General features: G+C 60.1%; 22 protein-coding genes and 1 pseudogene. 7 read left to right on the top strand and 16 right to left on the bottom strand.

All coding sequences use genetic code 11. The features are described from left to right. Positions 1–48: 48 nt before the first annotated feature. The 8 genes from rseP to rpsB all read right to left on the bottom strand — a co-directional run bounded on the left by rseP (position 49) and on the right by rpsB (position 7,184). Positions 49–1,185: an RIP metalloprotease RseP gene (gene rseP / locus WKH79_RS02045; RefSeq protein WP_341859451.1), complete on the bottom strand. Its 1,137-nt coding sequence runs from the start codon at positions 1,183–1,185 to the stop codon at positions 49–51. Positions 1,186–1,194: 9 nt separating this feature from the next. Next, positions 1,195–2,343, bottom strand: a complete 1,149-nt coding sequence (gene dxr, locus WKH79_RS02040) for a 1-deoxy-D-xylulose-5-phosphate reductoisomerase (protein WP_341859450.1) — start codon at positions 2,341–2,343, stop codon at positions 1,195–1,197. Further along, positions 2,343–3,053, bottom strand: coding sequence for a phosphatidate cytidylyltransferase (locus WKH79_RS02035; RefSeq protein ID WP_063512525.1), 711 nt, complete (start codon positions 3,051–3,053; stop codon positions 2,343–2,345). Before WKH79_RS02035 ends, dxr begins: the two co-directional genes overlap by 1 nt. Continuing rightward, positions 3,043–3,684, bottom strand: coding sequence for a polyprenyl diphosphate synthase (gene uppS, locus WKH79_RS02030; RefSeq protein ID WP_063506427.1), 642 nt, complete (start codon positions 3,682–3,684; stop codon positions 3,043–3,045). The genes WKH79_RS02035 and uppS overlap by 11 nt, the downstream gene beginning before the upstream one ends. A gap of 136 nt (positions 3,685–3,820) precedes the next feature. Next, on the bottom strand, positions 3,821–4,378 hold the full coding sequence (frr, locus tag WKH79_RS02025) for a ribosome recycling factor (RefSeq protein WP_050600013.1): 558 nt from the start codon (positions 4,376–4,378) through the stop codon (positions 3,821–3,823). 23 nt (positions 4,379–4,401) lie between these two features. Further along, a complete protein-coding gene (gene pyrH, locus WKH79_RS02020; RefSeq protein ID WP_050600014.1) occupies positions 4,402–5,118 on the bottom strand; it encodes a UMP kinase in 717 nt (238 codons plus the stop codon). Between the two features lie 277 nt (positions 5,119–5,395). After that, complete coding sequence (gene tsf / locus WKH79_RS02015; RefSeq protein ID WP_341859449.1) at positions 5,396–6,322, bottom strand: translation elongation factor Ts; 927 nt, start codon at positions 6,320–6,322, stop codon at positions 5,396–5,398. 109 nt (positions 6,323–6,431) lie between these two features. After that, entirely contained in the window at positions 6,432–7,184 is a 753-nt protein-coding gene (rpsB, locus tag WKH79_RS02010) for a 30S ribosomal protein S2 (protein ID WP_050600016.1), read from the bottom strand. A gap of 352 nt (positions 7,185–7,536) precedes the next feature. Here rpsB and WKH79_RS02005 point away from each other — a divergent pair, with 352 nt between their 5' ends. After that, the gene (locus WKH79_RS02005; RefSeq protein WP_063505103.1) at positions 7,537–7,773 is read left to right on the top strand and encodes a hypothetical protein; all 237 of its coding nucleotides are present in this window, start codon (positions 7,537–7,539) and stop codon (positions 7,771–7,773) included. On the opposite strand, the gene WKH79_RS02000 is transcribed toward WKH79_RS02005, so the two are convergent. The 3 genes from WKH79_RS02000 to WKH79_RS01990 are packed head-to-tail and all read right to left on the bottom strand — an operon-like array spanning position 7,757 to position 10,488. After that, on the bottom strand, positions 7,757–8,557 hold the full coding sequence (locus WKH79_RS02000; protein WP_063505102.1) for a phosphatidylcholine/phosphatidylserine synthase: 801 nt from the start codon (positions 8,555–8,557) through the stop codon (positions 7,757–7,759). The genes WKH79_RS02005 and WKH79_RS02000 overlap by 17 nt on opposite strands. Continuing rightward, entirely contained in the window at positions 8,554–9,306 is a 753-nt protein-coding gene (locus tag WKH79_RS01995; RefSeq protein WP_341859448.1) for a phosphatidylserine decarboxylase, read from the bottom strand. The genes WKH79_RS02000 and WKH79_RS01995 overlap by 4 nt, the downstream gene beginning before the upstream one ends. Positions 9,307–9,345: 39 nt before the next feature. Continuing rightward, the gene (locus tag WKH79_RS01990; RefSeq protein WP_341859447.1) at positions 9,346–10,488 is read right to left on the bottom strand and encodes a beta-ketoacyl-ACP synthase III; all 1,143 of its coding nucleotides are present in this window, start codon (positions 10,486–10,488) and stop codon (positions 9,346–9,348) included. Between the two features lie 143 nt (positions 10,489–10,631). On the opposite strand from WKH79_RS01990, the gene WKH79_RS01985 reads away from it, so the two are divergent. The 3 genes and pseudogenes from WKH79_RS01985 (at position 10,632) to WKH79_RS01975 (ending at position 13,542) form a co-directional block, all read left to right on the top strand. Next, positions 10,632–11,342, top strand: coding sequence for a Crp/Fnr family transcriptional regulator (locus WKH79_RS01985; RefSeq protein WP_341859446.1), 711 nt, complete (start codon positions 10,632–10,634; stop codon positions 11,340–11,342). A 453-nt stretch (positions 11,343–11,795) separates the two neighbouring features. Next, positions 11,796–12,716: a HEPN domain-containing protein gene (locus tag WKH79_RS01980; RefSeq protein WP_341859445.1), complete on the top strand. Its 921-nt coding sequence runs from the start codon at positions 11,796–11,798 to the stop codon at positions 12,714–12,716. A 34-nt stretch (positions 12,717–12,750) separates the two neighbouring features. Further along, positions 12,751–13,542 (top strand): annotated as a pseudogene (locus WKH79_RS01975) (Shedu anti-phage system protein SduA domain-containing protein). An 11-nt stretch (positions 13,543–13,553) separates the two neighbouring features. Here the strand turns inward: WKH79_RS01975 and WKH79_RS01970 are convergent. The 3 genes from WKH79_RS01970 to WKH79_RS01960 all read right to left on the bottom strand — a co-directional run bounded on the left by WKH79_RS01970 (position 13,554) and on the right by WKH79_RS01960 (position 15,657). After that, positions 13,554–14,186 carry a tyrosine-type recombinase/integrase gene (locus tag WKH79_RS01970; protein ID WP_269420783.1) on the bottom strand — a complete coding sequence of 211 codons (633 nt, stop codon included), beginning with the start codon at positions 14,184–14,186 and terminating at the stop codon, positions 13,554–13,556. Between the two features lie 279 nt (positions 14,187–14,465). Next, positions 14,466–14,723: a helix-turn-helix domain-containing protein gene (locus WKH79_RS01965; protein WP_341859444.1), complete on the bottom strand. Its 258-nt coding sequence runs from the start codon at positions 14,721–14,723 to the stop codon at positions 14,466–14,468. 724 nt (positions 14,724–15,447) lie between these two features. Further along, positions 15,448–15,657, bottom strand: a complete 210-nt coding sequence (locus WKH79_RS01960) for a hypothetical protein (protein ID WP_341859443.1) — start codon at positions 15,655–15,657, stop codon at positions 15,448–15,450. Positions 15,658–15,770: 113 nt separating this feature from the next. On the opposite strand from WKH79_RS01960, the gene WKH79_RS01955 reads away from it, so the two are divergent. Continuing rightward, positions 15,771–16,367, top strand: coding sequence for a hypothetical protein (locus tag WKH79_RS01955; protein ID WP_341859442.1), 597 nt, complete (start codon positions 15,771–15,773; stop codon positions 16,365–16,367). A 95-nt stretch (positions 16,368–16,462) separates the two neighbouring features. On the opposite strand, the gene WKH79_RS01950 is transcribed toward WKH79_RS01955, so the two are convergent. Next, positions 16,463–17,476, bottom strand: a complete 1,014-nt coding sequence (locus tag WKH79_RS01950) for a DUF6624 domain-containing protein (protein WP_341859441.1) — start codon at positions 17,474–17,476, stop codon at positions 16,463–16,465. A gap of 253 nt (positions 17,477–17,729) precedes the next feature. Between WKH79_RS01950 and WKH79_RS01945 the strand changes: the two genes are divergently transcribed. Beyond that, positions 17,730–17,990: a hypothetical protein gene (locus WKH79_RS01945; RefSeq protein ID WP_063535279.1), complete on the top strand. Its 261-nt coding sequence runs from the start codon at positions 17,730–17,732 to the stop codon at positions 17,988–17,990. A 145-nt stretch (positions 17,991–18,135) separates the two neighbouring features. Here WKH79_RS01945 and WKH79_RS01940 read toward each other — a convergent pair whose 3' ends face one another. Next, positions 18,136–18,732 carry a hypothetical protein gene (locus WKH79_RS01940; RefSeq protein WP_341859440.1) on the bottom strand — a complete coding sequence of 199 codons (597 nt, stop codon included), beginning with the start codon at positions 18,730–18,732 and terminating at the stop codon, positions 18,136–18,138. Positions 18,733–18,839: 107 nt separating this feature from the next. Here WKH79_RS01940 and WKH79_RS01935 point away from each other — a divergent pair, with 107 nt between their 5' ends. After that, the gene (locus tag WKH79_RS01935; RefSeq protein WP_341859439.1) at positions 18,840–19,427 is read left to right on the top strand and encodes a hypothetical protein; all 588 of its coding nucleotides are present in this window, start codon (positions 18,840–18,842) and stop codon (positions 19,425–19,427) included. Positions 19,428–19,489: the final 62 nt, after the last annotated feature.

Below are 19,489 nucleotides of genomic sequence, written 5' to 3'. Positions count from 1 at the left end.
TCAAGCTTTGCCACCGTATATCGCCGGTTTCCCGCTCCCTTTCCCCGGCTAATTCCCGAAAACGGGCAAGCTTACGAGGTCGTTGATCGTGACGAACACCATCAGCATGAGCACGAGGGCCACGCCGGCGCGGTACGCCACTTCGGTTCCACGGGGACCCACCGGCTTCCGACGGACAGCTTCTGCCGCGTAGAAAGCCAGGTGCCCGCCGTCGAGCGCCGGGATTGGCAGCAGGTTGATGAATGCCAAGTTAAGCGAAATGAGTGCGGCGAAATTGATGAATGCCATGGCGCCCAGGCTCAGCTGTTCGCCCGAAAACTTGGCAATCTTGACCGGCCCGCCCAGTTCCTGGACCGAGCGTTCGCCGGTGAAAATCTGGCCTATCCCGGTGACCATCATGTCGATGATACCGAGCGAATGGTCGACCGCCAGACCGAGCGAGGCGATCATGCCCTGCGGTTCGAAATCGAAAGACGATGCGCCCGATGCGATCCCGATCAGACCGACTTTCGAGACGTTGCCGAAGCGGTCTTCCATCTCGACGCTGCGCACGGGCACCGCGAAGGTGCGTTCTGCCCCGTCACGGGCCACCGTGATGTCGAGCGTGCGGCCGGGGTAAAGCAGGATCGAATCCTGCACGTCGCGGAAATCCTCCATCCGCTCGCCCTCGACCGCAACGATCCGGTCGCCGATTTCAATTCCCGCGGCCCGCGCCGGCGAGACCTCGGCAAATTCGGCCACCGTCATCTGCTGCGCCGCATCGGCGGGAACCGGCTTGCCGTAAAGGGCGAAGAAGCCGGCGAAAATCGCCAGGGTCAGCAGGATATTTGTGGCTGGGCCAGCAAACACGATCAGCGCGCGTTTCCACAGCGCCGCATGATGGAAACTTCCGATCCGGTCCTCGTCGCTTGCCAGCGCAGCGGCATCGGCATCGGGAATGCTCGCGGGGTTCATATCGCCCTTGAACTGGACATAGCCGCCCAGCGGCAGCGCGCTGAGTTTCCAGCGCGTCCCGCGCCGGTCGGTGAAGCCCGCGATTTCCTTGCCGAAGCCGACCGAGAACGCCTCGGCATGGACACCGAACCAGCACCCGACGAGGTAATGGCCCAGCTCGTGGATCGTGATCAGCGGCCCGAGCAACAGCGGGAAACCGAGCACGTAATACAGCCAGAGAGGAAGGTTCAATTCCACGGGTCAGGCAGGCTCCAATATGCGCGTCGCGCGACTGCGGGCATCCTCGTCCACCCGCAGCACATCTTCGAGCGTGCGGGGAGCTTCGAGCAATTCGCCTTGGTTGAGGACATCCTCCACCACTACGGCAATCCGGCTGAACGCAATCTTACGGTCGAGAAAGGCGGCCACGGCAATCTCGTTGGCTGCATTCAGCACCGCTGGCGCGGCTCCGCCCGCCTCCGCCGCCTCACGCGCGAGACGCGTGGCCGGAAAACGCGTTTCGTCCGGGGCGAAGAAGGACATCTCGCCGATTGCGGGCAGGTCGAGCGGTGCCATCGGCGTATCCATCCGCGCGGGCCAGGCGAGGCACGAGGCGATCGGCACACGCATGTCCGACGGTCCGAGCTGCGCCAATGTCGAGCCGTCGCGGTATTCGACCATCGAATGGATCACGCTCTGCGGGTGCACCACGATACGGATGCGATTGAGCCCGACAGGAAACAGGTGATGCGCCTCGATCAGTTCGAGGCCCTTGTTGAACATCGTCGCGCTGTCGACGCTGATCTTGGCGCCCATGTCCCAGTTGGGATGCGCGATCGCCTGTTCGGGCGTGACCGCAGAAAGGTCATCTACCGTTCGCAGCGGGCCGCCACTGGCCGTGAGCGTGATCGACCGGACATCCTCGATCCTGCCGCCGGCGAGGCACTGGAAGATCGCATTGTGTTCGCTGTCCACCGGCAACAGCGTTGCCCCGTGGCGGGCGACTGCGGCGGTCATCACTTCGCCCGCGGAAACCAGCGCTTCCTTGTTGGCCAGCGCGATTGTCCCGCCCTGTTCGATGGCAGCCATGACCGGCCCGAGACCGGCGCAGCCGACGATCGCAGCCACGGTCATGTCGACCGGGCGCGAGGCCGCTTCGCACAGGGCACCCCGCCCCGCGGCCGCTTCGATCCCGCTTCCGGCCAGCGCATCGCGCAGCTCGCCGAGCCGGCTTTCGTCCGCCACCACCGCAACCTGCGCACCGAATTCGCGCGCCGAGGCTGCCAGGGCCGCGACGTTGCTGTTGGCCGTAAGCGCGACCACGTTCCACTCGGCCGGATTGCGGCGAACGAGATCAAGCGTCTGTTCGCCCACCGAGCCAGTGGCGCCGAGGATCGATATCGAACGCATCAGCGTGCCGCCCCGAGCAGGATACCGGCCAGCAGCACGACGGGGATCATCCCGTCCGTCCGGTCGAAGACGCCGCCATGACCGGGGATCAGCCTGGAACTGTCCTTCACACCGGCCTTGCGCTTGAGCCAGCTCTGCAGGAAATCTCCTGCCTGTGCGACGATTGCGACCGCCGCGCCCAAGCCCAGGATCTGGCCCGCTTCGGAGAGGTCGAAGAACATCGTCGTCTCGCCCGCAACGCTGCGCGCCACGACGTAGATCCAACCCGCAATCCAGACGGTCGCACCGACGATTCCGCCAAGCAGCCCCGCCCAGGTTTTCGACGGGCTGATTGCCGGCGCGATCTTCGGACCGCCCAGCGTGCGTCCGAAGAGATAGGCAAAACTGTCCACGAAAATGACCGCGCCGATCACCCCGACGACAATCGGCAGCGGGAAGCGCGACAGCATGTAGCCGGCAACGCCAATGTAGATCGTACCGGCAAGGATGCCCGCCAGGCGATAGGATATGTTGGGTGTCGCTTTGACGACAAGCAGGACGAATTCGACCAGCGTGGCCAGAACCACGGCCAGCACGAACCAGCCGAACCACGGTTCGCCCGCGACCAGCGCGCCCACTGACAGCGCGATCATCACCAGCGCGGAAACGATCCGCACCGGCAAATCGGCATTCTTGCGCGCGGCTACGCCCGCTCCAGTTTCAGCGTCCACCAAATCGCCTCTCCCTCTCCGCGAACTCGGCCAGCGCCCCGGTTAGGTGGTCCGGGGTGAAATCCGGCCATAGCACATCGAGGAAGAGCATTTCCGCGTATGCTGCCTGCCACAAGAGGAAATTCGACAACCGCACTTCGCCGCTGGTCCGGATCAGCAGGTCGAGCGGCGGCAGATCGGCGCTGAACAGATGGCGTTCGATCGATTCCTGCGAGATTTCGCCTTCGGCCGCCGCCTTGCGCGCGGCCTGCGTGATTTCCGCATGCGCGCCGTAATTGAGCGCGACTGCCAGCGTGCGCGATCCTTGCGCGGTCTGCGCCAACGCATCCTCGAGCATCTCGACGATGTCCGGTGCCAGCGAACGCCAGTCGCCGAGGATATGCAGCCTGACGTCATTGGCGATGAATTCGGGCAGGTCGGATTTGATGAACTTGCGCATCAGGTTCATCAGGTCGTCGACCTCTTCCTCGGGCCGCTTCCAGTTCTCCGAACTGAAGGCATAGAGCGTGAGGCATTCGACCGGCGTGTCCTTCAGGCTGCGCACCAGTTCGCGCACGGCCTCCACGCCCTTCCTGTGCCCCATCGCGCGGGGCAGGTGCCGGCGTTTGGCCCAGCGGCCGTTGCCGTCCATGATGATGGCAACGTGCCGCGCAGCTTTGTCAGGGGTGGTCACGAGTTCGTCCGATAGTGGCGGGCGCTACAGGCGTGCGCGCGCGAACCGAAGGTCCGGCATCGCCCGCAGCGAACACAGATGCGGCGCGGGCCGCTCACTGCGTGAGGATTTCCTTTTCCTTCTGCGCGGCGACCGTATCGCATTCGGCGACATATTTGTCGGTCAGCTTCTGCACTTCGTCCTCGCCGCGCTTGCGCTCGTCTTCGGAGACTTCCTTCTTCTTTTCGTCTTCCTTGAGCGCTTCCATGCCATCGCGGCGCACATTGCGGATCGCGATCTTGGCCTGTTCGGCATATTGGCCTGCCAGCTTCGCCAGCTCCTTGCGGCGTTCCTGCGTCAGGTCGGGCATCGGCAGGCGGACGTTCTGCCCGTCGATCATCGGGTTGAGACCGAGGTTGGCCTTGGCGATACCCTTTTCGACCGCGGTGACATTGGCCTTGTCCCACACCTGCACGCTGAGCATGCGGGGTTCGGGCGCGCTTACCGTGGCGACCTGGTTGAGCGGCATCATCGAGCCGTAGACCTCGACCATCACGGGATCGAGCAGGCTGGTGTTGGCGCGACCCGTGCGCAATCCGCCAAGATCGCTCTTCAGGCTCTCGACCGCGCCGTTCATACGGCGTTCGATATCGGCTTTGTCATACTTGGCCATGGCGGCTTCCTCTGTCTTTTCGTTCAGTTCCTGACGATCGTCTGCACGCCCTGACCGCTCAGCACGCGGGCCAGATTGCCTTTCTCGCGGATCGAGAAAACGACGATCGGAATATTGTTGTCGCGGCACAATGCAACCGCGCTGGCATCCATGACCTTGAGATCATCGGCCAACACCTTGCCGTAACTTACGGTATCGAAACGCTTGGCGCCGGCATTCTTCTTCGGGTCACTGTCGTAGACACCATCGACGCTGGTGCCCTTGAGCAGCGCATCGCAATTCATTTCCGCGGCGCGCAGGGCTGCGCCGCTATCGGTGGTGAAGTAAGGCGCGCCCACGCCGGCAGCGAAAATGACGATACGGCCCTTTTCGAGATGCCGCTCCGCGCGGCGCCGGATCACCGGTTCGCAGACCTGGTCCATCTGCACCGCGCTCTGCACCCGGGTCTGCACGCCGAGCTGTTCGAGCGCACTCTGCATGGCCAGCGCATTCATCACCGTGGCGAGCATGCCCATGTAGTCGGCCTGCGCGCGGTCCATCCCCTGCGCCGCGCCCGCCATCCCCCGAAAGATGTTGCCACCGCCGATGACCAGGCAGATCTCGAGCCCGGTCTCCTTGGCTGTTTTCACTTCTCGCGCCAGTTCCATCACGAATGCCGGATCGATGCCGAACTGCTGATCGCCCATCAGCACTTCACCCGAAAGTTTCAGGAGGACACGTTTCATCGTCGAAAGGGGCATGGATTCTCGCTCGGCAGAAGTTGGCGCGGCTTTAGAGCGCATGAAGGGCGCTGCCAAGTGCGCGGGAGGTTTTGGAACACCAATGGGATAGGCGGCCTTCCGGCCAGCGCGTGATTTGGCGCAGCGCTCCACGCGGGTTGCTTGCGCAGAATCACCGGCGTCCAATGGAAAGCGGCCGCCGAACCGAAGCCCGACGACCGCCCCCGAATACGGGTATTTCCTAGTAAGCGCAGGAAAAGGCTTTGTTCCAGCCTCTTACTGCGGCTCATGCACAGAATTATCCGGCTGCTGCAGCCGCAACTTCCGCGGCGAAGTCGGATTCTTCCTTCTCGATGCCTTCGCCCAGCTGGAAGCGGACATAGTCCACCAGCTCGACCTTGGCACCGACGTCCTTGCCGGCCTGCTCGACGACCTGCGCGATGGGGGTCTTGTTGTCCATCACGAAGACCTGGCTGAGCAGCGCGTTTTCCTTGGCGTACTTGCCGATTGCCCCTTCGACCATCTTTTCCTGGACGGCTTCGGGCTTGCCGCTTTCGGCAGCCTTTTCCTTGGCGATCGCGCGTTCGCGTTCGATCACTTCGGCGTCGAGGCCGTCAGCGGTCAGCGCCTGCGGGAAAGCGGCGGCGATGTGCATGGCCAGCTTCTTGCCCAGTTCCTCGAGCTTGGCGGCGTCGCCTTCGCTTTCGAGCGCGACGAGCACGCCGATCTTGCCGAGGTCGGGCGCCACGGCGTTGTGCATGTAGGGCACGATCACGCCATTGGTGACCGAAACGGTCTTCATGCGGCGGACCTGCTGGTTCTCGCCGATGGTCGCGACATTGTTCGTCAGCTTGTCGGCAACGCTGCCGCCATCGGGATAGTCAGCACCCTTGAGCGCTTCGACATCGTCGGCCGAGGCCTTGAGCGCGACCTGCGTGGTCTTGCGGACGAAGTCCTGGAACTGGTCGTTCTTGGCAACGAAGTCGGTTTCCGAGTTCACTTCGACGGCAACGCCCTTGGTGCCTTCGACGGCAACGCCGACGAGCCCTTCGGCAGCGGTGCGGCTCGACTTCTTCTGGGCAGTGGCGAGACCCTTGGCGCGCAGCGCGTCGACTGCGGCTTCGATATCGCCGTCCGCAGCTTCGAGAGCCTTTTTGGCGTCCATCATGCCTGCGCCGGTCTTTTCGCGCAGAGCCTTTACGTCAGCAGCAGTGAATGCAGCCATGGTGTTTTCCTTCTCGATATGATGTGCGGGCACCGGGCCAGCTAGGGAGCGGCCCGGCGCGTAACTCCGCTATATGACGGGCGCATGATGGCGCCCGTCAATGGAGGGCTCAGGCCCCGACGGTTTCCTCGGGCGGATTTTCCATCGCGCCGACATCGGCACCCGAATCCTGCACGCCGTCGCCCTTGCCGCTCTTGGCCGCATTGGCGACCGCTTCGCAGTAGAGGCGGATGGCGCGGGCAGCGTCGTCATTGCCCGGGATCGGGAAGGCGATGCCCTCGGGGTCGACATTGGTGTCGAGCACGGCAACCACGGGGATGCCAAGAACGTTGGCTTCCTTGATCGCCAGATCTTCCATGTTGGCGTCGATCACGAACATCACGTCGGGAATACCGCCCATGTCGCGGATGCCGCCCAGCGAAAGTTCGAGCTTGTCCCGCTTGCGGGTCAGGTCGAGGACTTCCTTCTTGGTCAGACCGGCAGTGTCGCCCGACAGGCGTTCGTCAAGCGACTTGAGATACTTGATGCGTTCGCTGATCGTCTTCCAGTTGGTCAGCATGCCGCCGAGCCAGCGATGGTTGACGAAGTGCTGGCCCGAAGCGAGCGCGGCTTCGCGGATCGCGTCCTGCGCCTGGCGCTTGGTCCCGACGAACAGCACCTTGCCGCCCGAACGGGCCGTCTGCTGGACGAAGTCGAGCGCGCGCGCAAACAGCGGCACGGTCTGCGACAGGTCGATGATGTGGATGCCGTTGCGCGCGCCGAAGATGTACGGCTTCATGCGCGGGTTCCAGCGGTGGGTCTGGTGGCCGAAATGCGATCCGGCCTCGATCAGTTCCTGCATCGTGACGGTAGGAGCCGCCATAGTAGAATTCCTTTCCGGTTATGCCTCTGGAAAGCTGGAACCCGAATGCGGTCATGTCCCGCGGCGGGCACCGGTATGTGCGCCTTCCATGTGGATTTGCCCGCAGCGCAACGACCGGGAATCGCCCGAATGCGTTGCAGACCGCGCGCCCTTAGCGCTGCGGCCGGACAAACTCCAGCATCAATTCCGGATGCGAAACGGAATTTACACGTCAGTTACCGCTTGACAGCGCAGAACAAAAATAGAACAAATGTTCCAGCAACGGAACAGCCGCGTTGCAGTGCTGGTTTTCCACACGGCTGGGCCCGGTCTGTCAACAGGTTTGTCGACAGGCATCTAGGGAGATTTAGAGATGTTCGCACTGGTCCTGCTCACGTTGTTTGCCGCCATGACCGCGGCGACCGCAGCCGTTTTGGCCGACAGCGCGCTGCGCTGGTGGTCGGCCTTTTCAAGCCTGCGCCGCGAACTCCCTGGCCAGGCGGACGGCGCCCTTCCCGCGCTGCGTCCGACCTCCGGCGCAGCGCGTCCCGCATTGCTCCGCCCTGCTGCTCTGCGGACAGCGAACCGCGGGATCAGCCGCGCCGCTTGAAACGGGCGTAGCGCAGTAGCGAATAGGGTAGCAGCAGCAGGTAACCGGCACAGATCGCGCTGAGCGTCCACCATGGCTCGACCAGCAGTGCGGCGAACAAGAGACCCACGAAAGCCAGCACCTCAAGCCTGATTCCCCTCCGCGGGCGCAGCGAGGTCCAGCTGGGTGTGGCGATGTTGGAGATCATGAGAACGGCTATCGTGGCCAGCCATATGCCGACCAGAATGGGATTGCGCAGCTCTTCCATTCCCGTCGCCATCCACAGATAGAACGGCGCGAAGGCGAGGCCCGCCCCGATCGGCGCGGGCACGCCGGTGAGGAAACCGAGCGATTTATGCGGCTGGTCCTCCACATCGATCTGCGCATTGAACCGCGCGAGGCGCAGCGCACAGCAGATCGCGAAAGCGAGCGCGGCAAACCAGCCGAGCCGCGGCTCCGCCGACAGCGACCACAGGAAGATTATGATCGCGGGTGCGGTGCCGAAGCTGAGCGAATCGGCAAGGCTGTCGAGCTCGGCCCCGAAGCGCGACTGCGCCTTCAGCGCCCGCGCGACCCGGCCATCGACCCCGTCGAGCACGCCGGCAAGAATGACGGCGACGACCGCAGCACCCCAGTTCTCGTCGATCGCGAAGCGGATGCCGGTCAGTCCGGAACACAGCGCGGCGGCGGTAACCGCATTGGGGATCATCGCGCGCAAGGTCAGCGCGCGCGTATGGATTTCGGCGGGCGGTTCGTCCTCGGTCGCTTTCGGCCCCAGGCGGACAGCCTTATCGTGTTCGGTCATTGTGCTACACCCTCAAGCAATTGCTGCGATCCGATTTCGGCCAGCACGGTTTCACCTGCGACGACTTTCTGGCCCAGCAGGACCTTGGGATCGGTTCCGGCAGGAAGATAGACATCGACCCGGCTGCCGAAGCGGATCAGCCCGATCCGCTGCCCCACGCCGACCGTGTCTCCGGGCTTGACGAAGGGGACGATCCGCCGTGCGATCAGGCCCGCAATTTGCGTGAAGCCGATCTTCAGCCCATCGGTCCTCTCGATCAGCAAGTGCTGCCGTTCGTTCTGCTCGCTCGCCTTGTCGAGACCCGCGTCGAAGAACTCGCCGGGGATATAGACCACCCGGCGAACCGTGCCCGCGATCGGTGCCCGGTTGATATGCACGTCGAAGACCGACATGAAAATCGAAATGCGTGTCACCCGCCCCGGGGTAAGCCCGAGATGGCCGGTGCCGTCGTCGACCATCATTTCCTCGGGCGGGTCGACCTGCGCGATCAGCGAAACGAGCCCGTCGGCGGGGGACAGGATCACCCGGTCATCCTGCGGCACCACGCGCTCGGGATCGCGAAAGAAGGCGAAGATGCCGAGCGAGAGGAGCAGGAGCGGCCAGCCGATGATCTCCCAGTCGAAACCGATCAGGAACACGAGGCTGACGAGCACCGCGACCGCGCCGAACTTGCGGCCTTCGGGATGAATCGGCGGCCATGACCAGCGCACGTCGCCGCGGCCACGATTGTCGAGAAGATCACCTGCCATCGCAAACACCTAGGGCCTGGGCCCCACGGTCACAAGGTGTCATCCCACCTTGCGCACGAACACCGCCCCCGCCGAGTATCCGGCGCCGAAGCTGCAGATCAGCCCCGTATCGCCGGCCGACAGATCTTCGTGGTGCTTGTGAAAGGCAATGATCGACCCGGCGCTGGAAGTGTTGGCATAGGTATCGAGCACCGTAGGGCTTTCGTCCGCACTGGCTTCGTGCCCCAGCACCCGCTGCGCGATCAGCCGGTTCATGCCCGCATTGGCCTGATGCAGCCATAGCCGGCGCAGCGCCTGCGGATCGATGCCAAGCCGCTCCGCTTCGGTCACGATCATTTCGGCGACCATCGGCACGACCTCCTTGAAGACCTTGCGGCCTTCCTGGACGAACAGCTTGTCCGGCCTCCCCTCGCCTTCGGGTGAAGCGCGGTTGAGGAAGCCGAAATTGTTGCGGATGTTGTTCGAGAATACGGTCTTGAGCCGCGTACCGAGGATATCCCAATGCTCTGCCGGGGCCATTTCGGCATCCTCGACAAGGACGGCGGTCGCCACATCGCCGAAGATGAAGTGGCTGTCGCGATCGCGCCAGTTGAGGTGGCCGCTGGTGACTTCGGGACTGACCACCAGCACGCTGCGCGCATTGCCCGCGCGGATGTAATCGGCGGCGGTCTGGATGCCGAAGGTCGCGGACGAGCAGGCGACATTCATGTCGAAGGCGAAACCGTCGATCCCCAGCTCCTGCTGGATCTCGATTGCCATTGCCGGATAGGCGCGTTCCATGTTGGACGCCGCGCACAGCACCGCGTCGACATCGGCCACGTCGCGGCCTGCCCGCTCGAGCGCATCGCGCGCCGCCTTGACGCCGATCTCCGCCATCACCGAAGGTTCGTCGTTCGACCGTTCGCGCATCCGCGGCGCCATGGTTTCCGGGTCGAGGATCGGCGCCTTGGTCATCACGTGGCGCGCCTTGATCCCGCTCGCCTTTTCGATGAACTCTACCGAACTGGGCTGCAGTTCCGCGACTTCGCCCGCCGCAATCGCCTGCGCGTTGTCGGCATTGAATATCTCGACGTAGCGATTGTAGCTTTCGACGAGTTCTTCATTGGTTATGGCTTCGCCGGGCGTGAACAGCCCGGTGGAGGAGATGACCGCGCGCCCGGCCGAATTCTGGTTCTGGCTCATTGCGGCTGGTTAGTCTCGCTCAGATTTTCTCGCAACCGTCTAACCGGCCCCGCCCTGCCGTCCGGCCGCTGCGCCGCGAGACGCCGCAGGCCAGACCGATGCCCCCCCTTGGCAATGACACGGCGACTCGATACCGCAGCCGCATGCCCGAACTGTCCCTTAGCCGTCCGACCAGCTTCTGCGATGCCTGCGCGATCCGCAATCGCGCGATTTGTGCCGATCTCGATGATCGCGAGATCGGCCTGCTCAACGGCATTGGCCGACGGCGCCATTTGGTCGCAGGCGAGCAGCTGATGTGGGAAGGCGACGAGGCCGTGCTGGTGGCCAACGTCATCGAAGGCATGCTCAAGCTCTCGACGCATCTGTCCGATGGCAAGGAACAGATCCTCGGGCTCGTCTATCCCTCGGATTTCCTCGGCCGGCCTTTCGGCGAAACCTCGCCCTATGGGGTCGAGGCGCTGACCGACACGGTCATCTGCGTCTTCGAACGGAAAGATTTCGAACGCTTCGCCAGGGATCACCCCCGGCTCGAACACAAATTGCTCGAACGAACGCTGACCGAACTCGATCGCAGCCGGCGCTGGATGTTGCTGCTGGGACGGATGACTGCCGAACAGAAGGTCGCCAGCTTTCTCCTGGAGATCGGCGAACGGCTGGGCAACGCCAAAGCCCGCGCAGGCACCCACGTCCCGCTGCCGCTTTCTCGGCAGCAGATCGCCGATGTGCTGGGCCTGACCATCGAAACGGTGAGCCGGCAACTGACCCGGCTGCGCAATGCGGGCGTCATCGACCTGCCCTCGCGCCGCGAAATCGTCCTGCAGGATCTACCCGACCTCAAGGCGCGCGCGAGCTGACCGCCGAGCCCCGCGGGCCGGTTTGTCATTTAGTAGAGGGTGGCGGTGGTGGCAGGGCTTGAATCGAACTTCGCAAATAAAGTTTTGAAATTGTTTTAGTATTCAGAGGAAGCGTAAACGCTCCCCCACACTCTCCCCCACATTTTTGTTCATATAAGCCTTGTTCGATTCAGCTTTTTGACAATTAAGCTGAATATTTCGAGCTATCGCGATCCGCCCACATGCGATTTTTGGGGTCGGTCGAGACCTACCGAACCCCACTTACAGGCATCGCTCCCGGCCGTCGAGAACCTGACTGCAAGGTCGGTTTGGGAGCTTAATTTAGCCCCATCCCCAGTTCTTGGTATTGACGTCCGATGCTAACGCTGACTCAACGATTCCGATGAGAAGACATTGCGGACGAAATTTGATCGACAGGTGCAACCATTCCAGCACCTTGCTAGGTGTCGGATGATGAAGACCGATCTCGACCATCTCCCACCGCAAAAGCAGCGTGAACTCGAGCGCGTGGTGCAGCTGATCTTCGAGGAATTCGACGACGCCTTCGCGCTTGCCAGGCACGAGTGGAAGAAGGCCGGGCGCATCCTCAAGGTCATCCTGTACGGCAGCTACGCGCGGGGCACCTGGGTCGACGAACCGCATACGGCGAAGGGTTATCAGTCGGACTTCGACCTGCTGATCATCGTCAACAACAATCGGCTGACCGACAGGGTCAAGTACTGGGCCAAGCTCGACGACCGGCTGATGCGCGAGTACGGCGTGACCGGGACGCTCAAGACGCCGGTCAATTTCATCGTCCACACGCTGCAGGAGGTGAACGACGGTCTCGCGCACGGACGCTACTTCTTCATGGATGTGAAGGAGGAAGGGGTCGCGCTCTATCAGTTCGACGATACCGAACTTCACACTCCGAAACCGAAGACCCCGGCCCAGGCACTCGCCATGGCGCAGGAGTACTTCGACGAGTGGCTACCCAGCGGGCAGCAGTCACTTGAGACCGCACGCTTCACGATGGAAAAGGGCTGGACCAAGAAAGCGGCCTTCAATTTGCATCAAGCGACGGAGAGCCTTTATCACTGTGTCTTGCTGGTCTGCACGTTCTACACCCCGCACGTGCACAATCTCGGCTTCCTGCGCACCCAGGCCGAACGCATCGATGCGCGCCTGACGCATGTCTGGCCGCGCGAAACCAGGCGTGATCGCGCGCGCTTCGAGAAGCTGAAGGAGGCCTACGTCAAGGCGCGCTATTCGAAACACTACCGGATCACGAGGGAAGAGCTCGAATGGCTCGGTGAACAGGTCGAGGAGCTTGGCCGCGTCGTGCACGAAGTGTGTTCCGAGCGGCTGGCGAAGCTTAGGGAAGCTGCTATCTGACCGCTCCTGAAATTACCTTTGGGGGCACGATCTGATGACCGACAAAGAGCCAGACCATTTGGCAAAGTTCCTTGAGTTGATTAGCACTCAGGAAGCGAATGAGAATGCTATTCAGGCTTTTATGGAAGCCCATACGGCATATATGCCCGCGCCCAATTCGTTCTCGCGGGGCCTTCACCTGAAGAGCATCATCGCCAAGTTCCCGATCGGTGACCGGGCATGCGACTACGCTTATCTCGCCAAAACCAGTGTTGAGTGGGAGCTGACGCTCGTCGAGCTGGAGGATAGCAGCAAGCGCATTTTCAAGCCATCCAGCAAGAACGAAGCGTTCACATCGGATTTCAATGACGCTGTCGCGCAAATCGGCGTCTGACGGGATTATGTCGAGAGCCATCTCGATCAAATTCGTGACCGATTGCGCCCGCTTCTAGTTCCGCCGCAAATGGCGAATAACAGGCTATCGGTGCGTTACATGCTGATCATCGGACGATCAGATGAGCTCGAAAACCATCAGCGACGGAGGCAGCGCCTCGCGAGTTTCGGCGAACAAAATCGAATCTCGGTCCTTACCTATGACACCGTCAGGCGCATGGCAGAGCGCGGCGAAACCAAGCCCAAGGCGGTCCTGCGCGCAACAAGCCGGGGCTACAAAATGCAGTCAGCGGAGGCGAGTCAAGATGTATGTTTCCAAGAGCGTCCAACAGGTTCTTCAAGATTGTGCGCATCGCAGGTCACTATCATGCCGATGACCGCTTTCCACCCAATTGCGGACGTCCGGCGTCGCAGCCGAGCTTCCAAAGAGCGGCCATTCGGAAGTGTTGAATGACCGCTCTCGCGTTAGATTTCTGTTCGCTCGGCCAAGAGCAAAGCGTCCTCAACGTCTACTCCGAGATAACGAACCGTGTTCTCGATCTTCGTATGGCCGAGGAGGATTTGGATCGCGCGAATGTTTCCGGTTGCCCGGTAAATCATCGCGGCCTTGGTCCGTCGTAGAGAATGCGTTCCATATTCGGCTTTGCGTAAGCCAATCGCTGTCACCCATTCATCAACGAGCCGAGCGTATTGCCGCGTGCTCATGTGGTGATTGCGGTCGATGCGGCTGGGAAACAGGAAGTCGGCATGGCTACCTCCTCGCCTCTCCAGCCAAGAAATTAGTGTTGCTCTTACATCGCTGGTAAGTTCGAATTGAACCGGCCGATTGGTCTTCTGCTGAACTACGGTGGCTCGGTTCCTGATGTCGGCACCTGCGACCACATCGCCGATCTTGATTTTGACCAGATCGCAGCCTCGCAGTTTGCTATCGATTGCCAAGTCAAACAGCGTTCGATCCCGCAACCGCCCCTCTCGATCCAAAAAGAACCGGATCGCCCAAATCTGCTTCTGGGTGAGCGGTCGCTTTGTCCCGACAGTCTTTCCAGCATTCCATGCTGCTCGTCCTAGTCCCGCGCTATCATAGTTAGAATATCCCATTGTCTTTCTCCTCGGCCGGAGTTGGCCGAGGTAGATAACGAATGGCTGCTTTTAGGATCGCGTAGCGACAGCCCGAATGACCGATATTAGGGCGCAAAGCTGCCATCGAACTCAAACGCTAAGATCGTCGCGAAAGCTCCACGACTATGCCGGCAGCTAGCGCTTCCTCGGCCCGCTCGCGACGCTTCTGAACCGATGAAACCAGTTGACGCTTTGCATGGTCCGACATCCGGGTGACTGCAGCAAGTATGACAGCTTTCATGAGATCGGGATGCATGGTCATTCCCCGTCAACTGTTGCGGGGTCGTCGGCGCGGATGCGCCTGCGCTCGACAAGCGATCTGAGACTTTCGGTCAGGACCAGCGTCGAACTCCCCAGCTTGACGATCTCGACCTCACCTTCACCGATGAGCAAGTAGAGAGTACTGCGCCCGATACCGAGGTAGAGGCAGGCATCCGGCACACGCAGAGCAATAGGCTCGATCCGGCGGCGTTCCTGTTGCTCGTGAAGATGCTCTGTCGTGTCTGCGGCTGGCATCGCGGTCGGTCCTTTCATCTGCCTGGTGATGACGGACCGACCTGGGGGACATGGAAGGGAGCAGGCCGGCTCGCCATCAACGTTATTATCGAACGAGGACGGCGCTTCCCGCCACATGACGATTGTTCGCCAGAGCTGGCGATCCCGCGAAGCTCCCCCGACAAGAGGTCAAAGATGGGAGAAGCGGACTATCCTGCATCGCTCGGCGTGCAAACGGATCACCTCTTGCGCAGCGCGGAGCCTGGTGAGCGCGCCCGGATTGCTGAGCGCCGTCGCGTTTGATACTGAAAAACAAGGACAATCCTGGCCGACAGCGGCGGTATGAGCAGCAAGCCATCGGTTAAAATATAAAAAAACCAACCACCTGCACCCCGACCGACGGCGGTGCTTTTATCTTGCCATCCCTTCCTGCCTCAGCACCACCGAGCCGGATTGCCAAAATCGGACGGCGGGATTGATCGCATTCGGGTGGTTGCCAATCCGCAGTCCGGGCGGTTTCTCTATGTTCACCACCCCAGAATGGATTGCAGAGCGGATGCAGTTTGGCTGCATCGCTCTGCAATTCGGAGTTGCCATTTCAGCTGTCTAGTCGTGCTCTAACAAAGCGTTCAGACAATTGCGGCGCGACCCCCAGAATGAGAACCTGACGGCACCAAAGCATGTCACTGATCGACTGCAGCCAATCCTGGATGATGCTCTCGGACTGATTTTGCTTGGATCGTGATCACTCTGACGGGCGAGCCTGGTCAACCGACCGGGCAACCATATCTTTGATCATGGCCGAGTGTTCTTCATCGGTGGGCATGGGATATCGCTCGTTGAAACAAAGCATCCGCCCGCTATTCCATGCATCGATTTCGTAGCGATCATCTCGCAGGCTCTGTTCGGCGGAAGCGGACAACTCGAGATGCTCGGGGCCAACATATGCGAACATGCCTTCCGGATCATCTTGGCGCGAGCACCGAGAACATGCAGGTTCCTTCGATCGTCAAGTCAGAGTTCGTCAGTTGGGCGGCCCCAAGGCGAGGTCAACTTAACCCCGAAGTCTTGACCAATCCCGTTTGGGCATGGCTGATTGAAACTGGGCTTAGTCCAGAAGTTGCACACATGGCGGCGGGAATTGGTCGGAGGCGCAAACCCGGCTGGAATTTCGGAGAACGGTTCGGACAATCGAGAACAGCACTAGATGATGGCTCTAGCGTTCTCATCGGCGGTGAGTACGAGGATTTCTACGACCCCGATTTCTATATCTACAATGACGTGGTTGTCGCGCGTTCTGACGGCTCAATCACGCTATACGGTTATCCTGAAGAGGTCTTTCAACCGACTGACTTTCATACCGCAACCAAGGTCGGAAACGGCATCTACATCATTGGCTGTCTTGGTTATGTCAAAGATCGTCGTCCCAATCACACGCCAGTGTATTTCCTAGATCTGCAATCGTTTCAGATATCTGCCGTGGAAACCGTCGGGGAGGCACCTTCTTGGCTCTTCAAACATACAGCGAAACTCGAGCCGGATACGCATGCAATTTCAGTGGAAGGAGGGCGGGTGATGCAGGAATCTACGAACGATCTTATTCCAAATGACGGTGTTTGGAAGCTTTGCTTAAGAACGTTCGAATGGACGAAGCAGAAAAGTTAGCAATCGGGACATTAGCTGCGGGTCCGCTCCCGGCACATCGCTAGTTCGGCAATTCGGGCGCGAACTGGGTCGAAAGAGGGCGTTTATCTCAGGGCTTACTCTGCAGGACATGGCGAAGAGAAGTAGGAGAGGTAAACTTCGAACGAGACCAGTCCGACCGCTTCGCGTTGCTCTGGCATCTTCTCTTCATCCTCAAGGGGCTGAGGCACGCGCTCACCGCCCTTGCAGTAGACTTGTGTAGCGTATCGCTGCTCGCCTACAAGTTTCAGCATGACACGATCATAGAGGTATGCGTAATTCTTTGCTGACACCTCTCCTCGCTCGACGAGAGGCTCCATCAACCTAAGTGCTTGAAGCTGAAATACGGGATCACGATCTGCGTGCTGGGCCAAAAGCCATGCTTTCGCAGATGCGTCCACGCCGACTTTAGATATCGTTGGCCAACCCTGATCAGCTACAATTTCTTTCAGCCATTCAGTGTTAGCCCTGTCACGAACCGCGAGTTCTCGGCGCAGCAATGCAAGGAATATTGGTTTCTGCTTTGGCGCTAGGTGAGGGACTCCATCTCTCGGAGTTTCCGACCAAGCCCAGGACAAAGCATTGCGATAGACTTGATCCGCAATTACCCGTTGGTGCAGATCCTCTGCTAATGAGCCGCTACGTCGATGGATATTGTTTTCGGCTAATTCTGTGGCGGCGACTAAAGCATCGAAGATTGGGCGCGTTGTTATATAATGTGATGAGAAATCTTCGAAGTCGTCATACGCCTCGGGTTCCGGCTTTGCCGCAACCTGTTCGCACACCGGATAGCTGACGGGGGCGTTTGATGGCGTCTCCTTAACACCCATCTCGATCAGTTTTTTCCTAGTTTCTTCGGCGGCTGAACGCGCGCATTCTTCTAGCCACGATTGGATTGCCTCATACTCCGTCCGTTCAATGACAGTCGCATTAGCAAACGCACCACGCATCCATGCAAAGTCCGGGGGCGAAAACTCTTCGTTGGCAATGTGTTGTTTCAGGACCGGCGGTGGCGCCACTTCCGGGGAAGCTGCTGCGGCGGCGAATGTCAGTGGAATTGTCGCTAAAGCCAACGATCTGACAATGAACAATTCTGACCTCCTCTACGGCGCGATCCAAAATCGCCTCACCCTGCGTCAAAGTGAATGGCATCCAAAGTAGCCAGAGGCAAACGTCGCCTTTCGGGTCGTTACCGGCTAGTCCGGTTTCAGCCCAAAAAGCACGGAAGCCGCCTGACGGCTCCTAACGATCGCCGCGCCATGCGCGAAGGTCTGATTATGGGTGGAAAGCGGAAACCAAGACTATTAGTATGAAGGTATGTCATACGTATCAAGGGCGGGCCGGATGACGCGCTTCAATCGTCGGTTCGGCCGCATCTTTATCCCCATCTGGATAGGGCTCGCGCTCCTGTTTACGATCGCTGCTGCTGCGGATAGCGTTTGGCAGTTCGGATGGGGTTACAGCAGCGAAGATGCATTGCTTGGTTTAGGCATGGTAGGCTTCGGCTTCTTGTTTTGGCTAGCTTGGCACTGGATGCTGAAACTCATCGACTGGCTGAATGTGATCTTCCTTGGGTCCGACGCAGGAGAAGGCACGCGAGACTGAGGTTTGCTAGCCCTGAAACGTCAGCAATCGGGTCGGCAGCAGAAAGGCGGGTTTCGGCAGTGACCAAGCCGAAGCTGCCTGGCCGTTCTGAAGGTCGCCCGGCGGGATCGGCACTGCGAGATTTGGGTGGTTAGCTGCCATGTGCCTACATCGCATTTAGCCGAGAGGGTCCGATCCTCTCGCCGAAGTTCCAAAGAACCGCGTTGCCTTCATTAAGCTCTGTGTGCGCTGCGGGCATGATAGGATGAGAGTTCAACGCAACCGGCGAACACTTCTTGATCCACCTTTCCACGCTCCCCACGATGGACCTCAATTTCGACCAATCGACTCTTTCAATCACTTCTTCGTTGAATATTGATCGTTGTCGCGCACCCTTCTCTGTCCAGCAAGACATGGAATAGGGATTGAGGCACCTTTCAACATCGGTAGTTGCGTTCACTCTGATGATCGCCGGGCTTTCGAGGATCGTCCAACCCTTCTTGCCTATCTCCTCCCGATACTCCCTGCTGAAGGCAACGTTCTTCCGGGTTAAGCCTCCACCCACCTCTGATGGCCATGCGGCGAATGATCTGGCACCCTCGGATAGGTAGCTCGAAATTTCATCGGGCGACTTGAAAAAGAGATTCGGTTGGTCTGGTGCGGAATACTCTTCGAAAAGCTTAATGCCCGGCACTTCGAAAAGACGGCGCGAGAGGTCCGTCAAATCGTCCATTGCAGCATAAAAGATAATTGTCATCGGCATGATCTACCATGTAGCCGCAACGTCCGAAATGGCGTAGTTACCGGCTAGTCCGGTTTCAGCCCAAAAAGCACGGAAGCCGCCTGACGGCTCCTAACGATCGCCGCGCCATGCGCGAAGGTCTGATTATGGGTGGAAAGCGGACCCTATACATCGAAGACTCTCGTGTTAGGTCGTGGGATATGAGTCCTTGGATAACTGGTCTAATTGGCGGCGCTATTGCTGCGGTCCTTTGCGCCCTGGCGCTTCGGAATCAAAAGGCTGCGGAGATAAGCAGGGACGGCTGGAAGACCCTTCACCCCAGTTTACTTCTCCATGCCATTTTCATTCTGGGCTTCGGACTCACTTCTCTGTTCGCTTACATCGCTTTGAGCGGAGGATCGTCGTTGCCAGACGCCGACGCCCAAAACCTATATCTTGCCGCTCTATTGACCACACTCGCAGTGATGACGGTTTATTTGTGGTGGACTACGTATGCGCAGACAATCGCATGGAAAGGGCAACAGCTTCGAGTTCGACGCGCATTTGGCAAAGACCGCAATTGGCAATTCACGGAAATTCGGTCCATCAAAGTGAGCGAATTTCGCGGTGACTGTCGCATCCGGTTCAATGATGGCTCCGGAATCACTTTCTCTTCTTACCTTCACGGCTCGAAGCAGCTTCTTGGGCGACTGCCTAAATCCAAGCGCTCAAGCTGAATGTCCGCTTTTGGGTCGTCTACGGAAAGACCGTTTAGCGCATCCGCGAACCCTGAAGCAGA

It is taken from the genome of Qipengyuania sp. GPGPB31, assembly GCF_038396345.1.
In the GTDB taxonomy this organism is placed as follows: domain Bacteria; phylum Pseudomonadota; class Alphaproteobacteria; order Sphingomonadales; family Sphingomonadaceae; genus Qipengyuania; species Qipengyuania citrea.
This window is presented reverse-complemented; position numbering and strand designations above follow the sequence as displayed.

What these genes read in the sequence shown, in the direction of transcription:
- dxr (WP_341859450.1), bottom strand. Translation starts at nt 2,343, where the DNA reads ATGCGTTCGATATCGATCCTCGGCGCCACTGGCTCGGTGGGCGAACAG.
- uppS (WP_063506427.1), bottom strand. Translation starts at nt 3,684, where the DNA reads ATGGACGGCAACGGCCGCTGGGCCAAACGCCGGCACCTGCCCCGCGCG.
- frr (WP_050600013.1), bottom strand. Translation starts at nt 4,378, where the DNA reads ATGGCCAAGTATGACAAAGCCGATATCGAACGCCGTATGAACGGCGCG.
- pyrH (WP_050600014.1), bottom strand. Translation starts at nt 5,118, where the DNA reads ATGCCCCTTTCGACGATGAAACGTGTCCTCCTGAAACTTTCGGGTGAA.
- tsf (WP_341859449.1), bottom strand. Translation starts at nt 6,322, where the DNA reads ATGGCTGCATTCACTGCTGCTGACGTAAAGGCTCTGCGCGAAAAGACC.
- rpsB (WP_050600016.1), bottom strand. Translation starts at nt 7,184, where the DNA reads ATGGCGGCTCCTACCGTCACGATGCAGGAACTGATCGAGGCCGGATCG.
- WKH79_RS02005 (WP_063505103.1), top strand. Translation starts at nt 7,537, where the DNA reads ATGTTCGCACTGGTCCTGCTCACGTTGTTTGCCGCCATGACCGCGGCG.
- WKH79_RS02000 (WP_063505102.1), bottom strand. Translation starts at nt 8,557, where the DNA reads ATGACCGAACACGATAAGGCTGTCCGCCTGGGGCCGAAAGCGACCGAG.
- WKH79_RS01995 (WP_341859448.1), bottom strand. Translation starts at nt 9,306, where the DNA reads ATGGCAGGTGATCTTCTCGACAATCGTGGCCGCGGCGACGTGCGCTGG.
- WKH79_RS01990 (WP_341859447.1), bottom strand. Translation starts at nt 10,488, where the DNA reads ATGAGCCAGAACCAGAATTCGGCCGGGCGCGCGGTCATCTCCTCCACC.
- WKH79_RS01985 (WP_341859446.1), top strand. Translation starts at nt 10,632, where the DNA reads ATGCCCGAACTGTCCCTTAGCCGTCCGACCAGCTTCTGCGATGCCTGC.
- WKH79_RS01980 (WP_341859445.1), top strand. Translation starts at nt 11,796, where the DNA reads ATGAAGACCGATCTCGACCATCTCCCACCGCAAAAGCAGCGTGAACTC.
- WKH79_RS01970 (WP_269420783.1), bottom strand. Translation starts at nt 14,186, where the DNA reads ATGGGATATTCTAACTATGATAGCGCGGGACTAGGACGAGCAGCATGG.
- WKH79_RS01965 (WP_341859444.1), bottom strand. Translation starts at nt 14,723, where the DNA reads ATGCCAGCCGCAGACACGACAGAGCATCTTCACGAGCAACAGGAACGC.
- WKH79_RS01960 (WP_341859443.1), bottom strand. Translation starts at nt 15,657, where the DNA reads ATGTTCGCATATGTTGGCCCCGAGCATCTCGAGTTGTCCGCTTCCGCC.
- WKH79_RS01945 (WP_063535279.1), top strand. Translation starts at nt 17,730, where the DNA reads ATGACGCGCTTCAATCGTCGGTTCGGCCGCATCTTTATCCCCATCTGG.
- WKH79_RS01940 (WP_341859440.1), bottom strand. Translation starts at nt 18,732, where the DNA reads ATGCCGATGACAATTATCTTTTATGCTGCAATGGACGATTTGACGGAC.
- WKH79_RS01935 (WP_341859439.1), top strand. Translation starts at nt 18,840, where the DNA reads ATGCGCGAAGGTCTGATTATGGGTGGAAAGCGGACCCTATACATCGAA.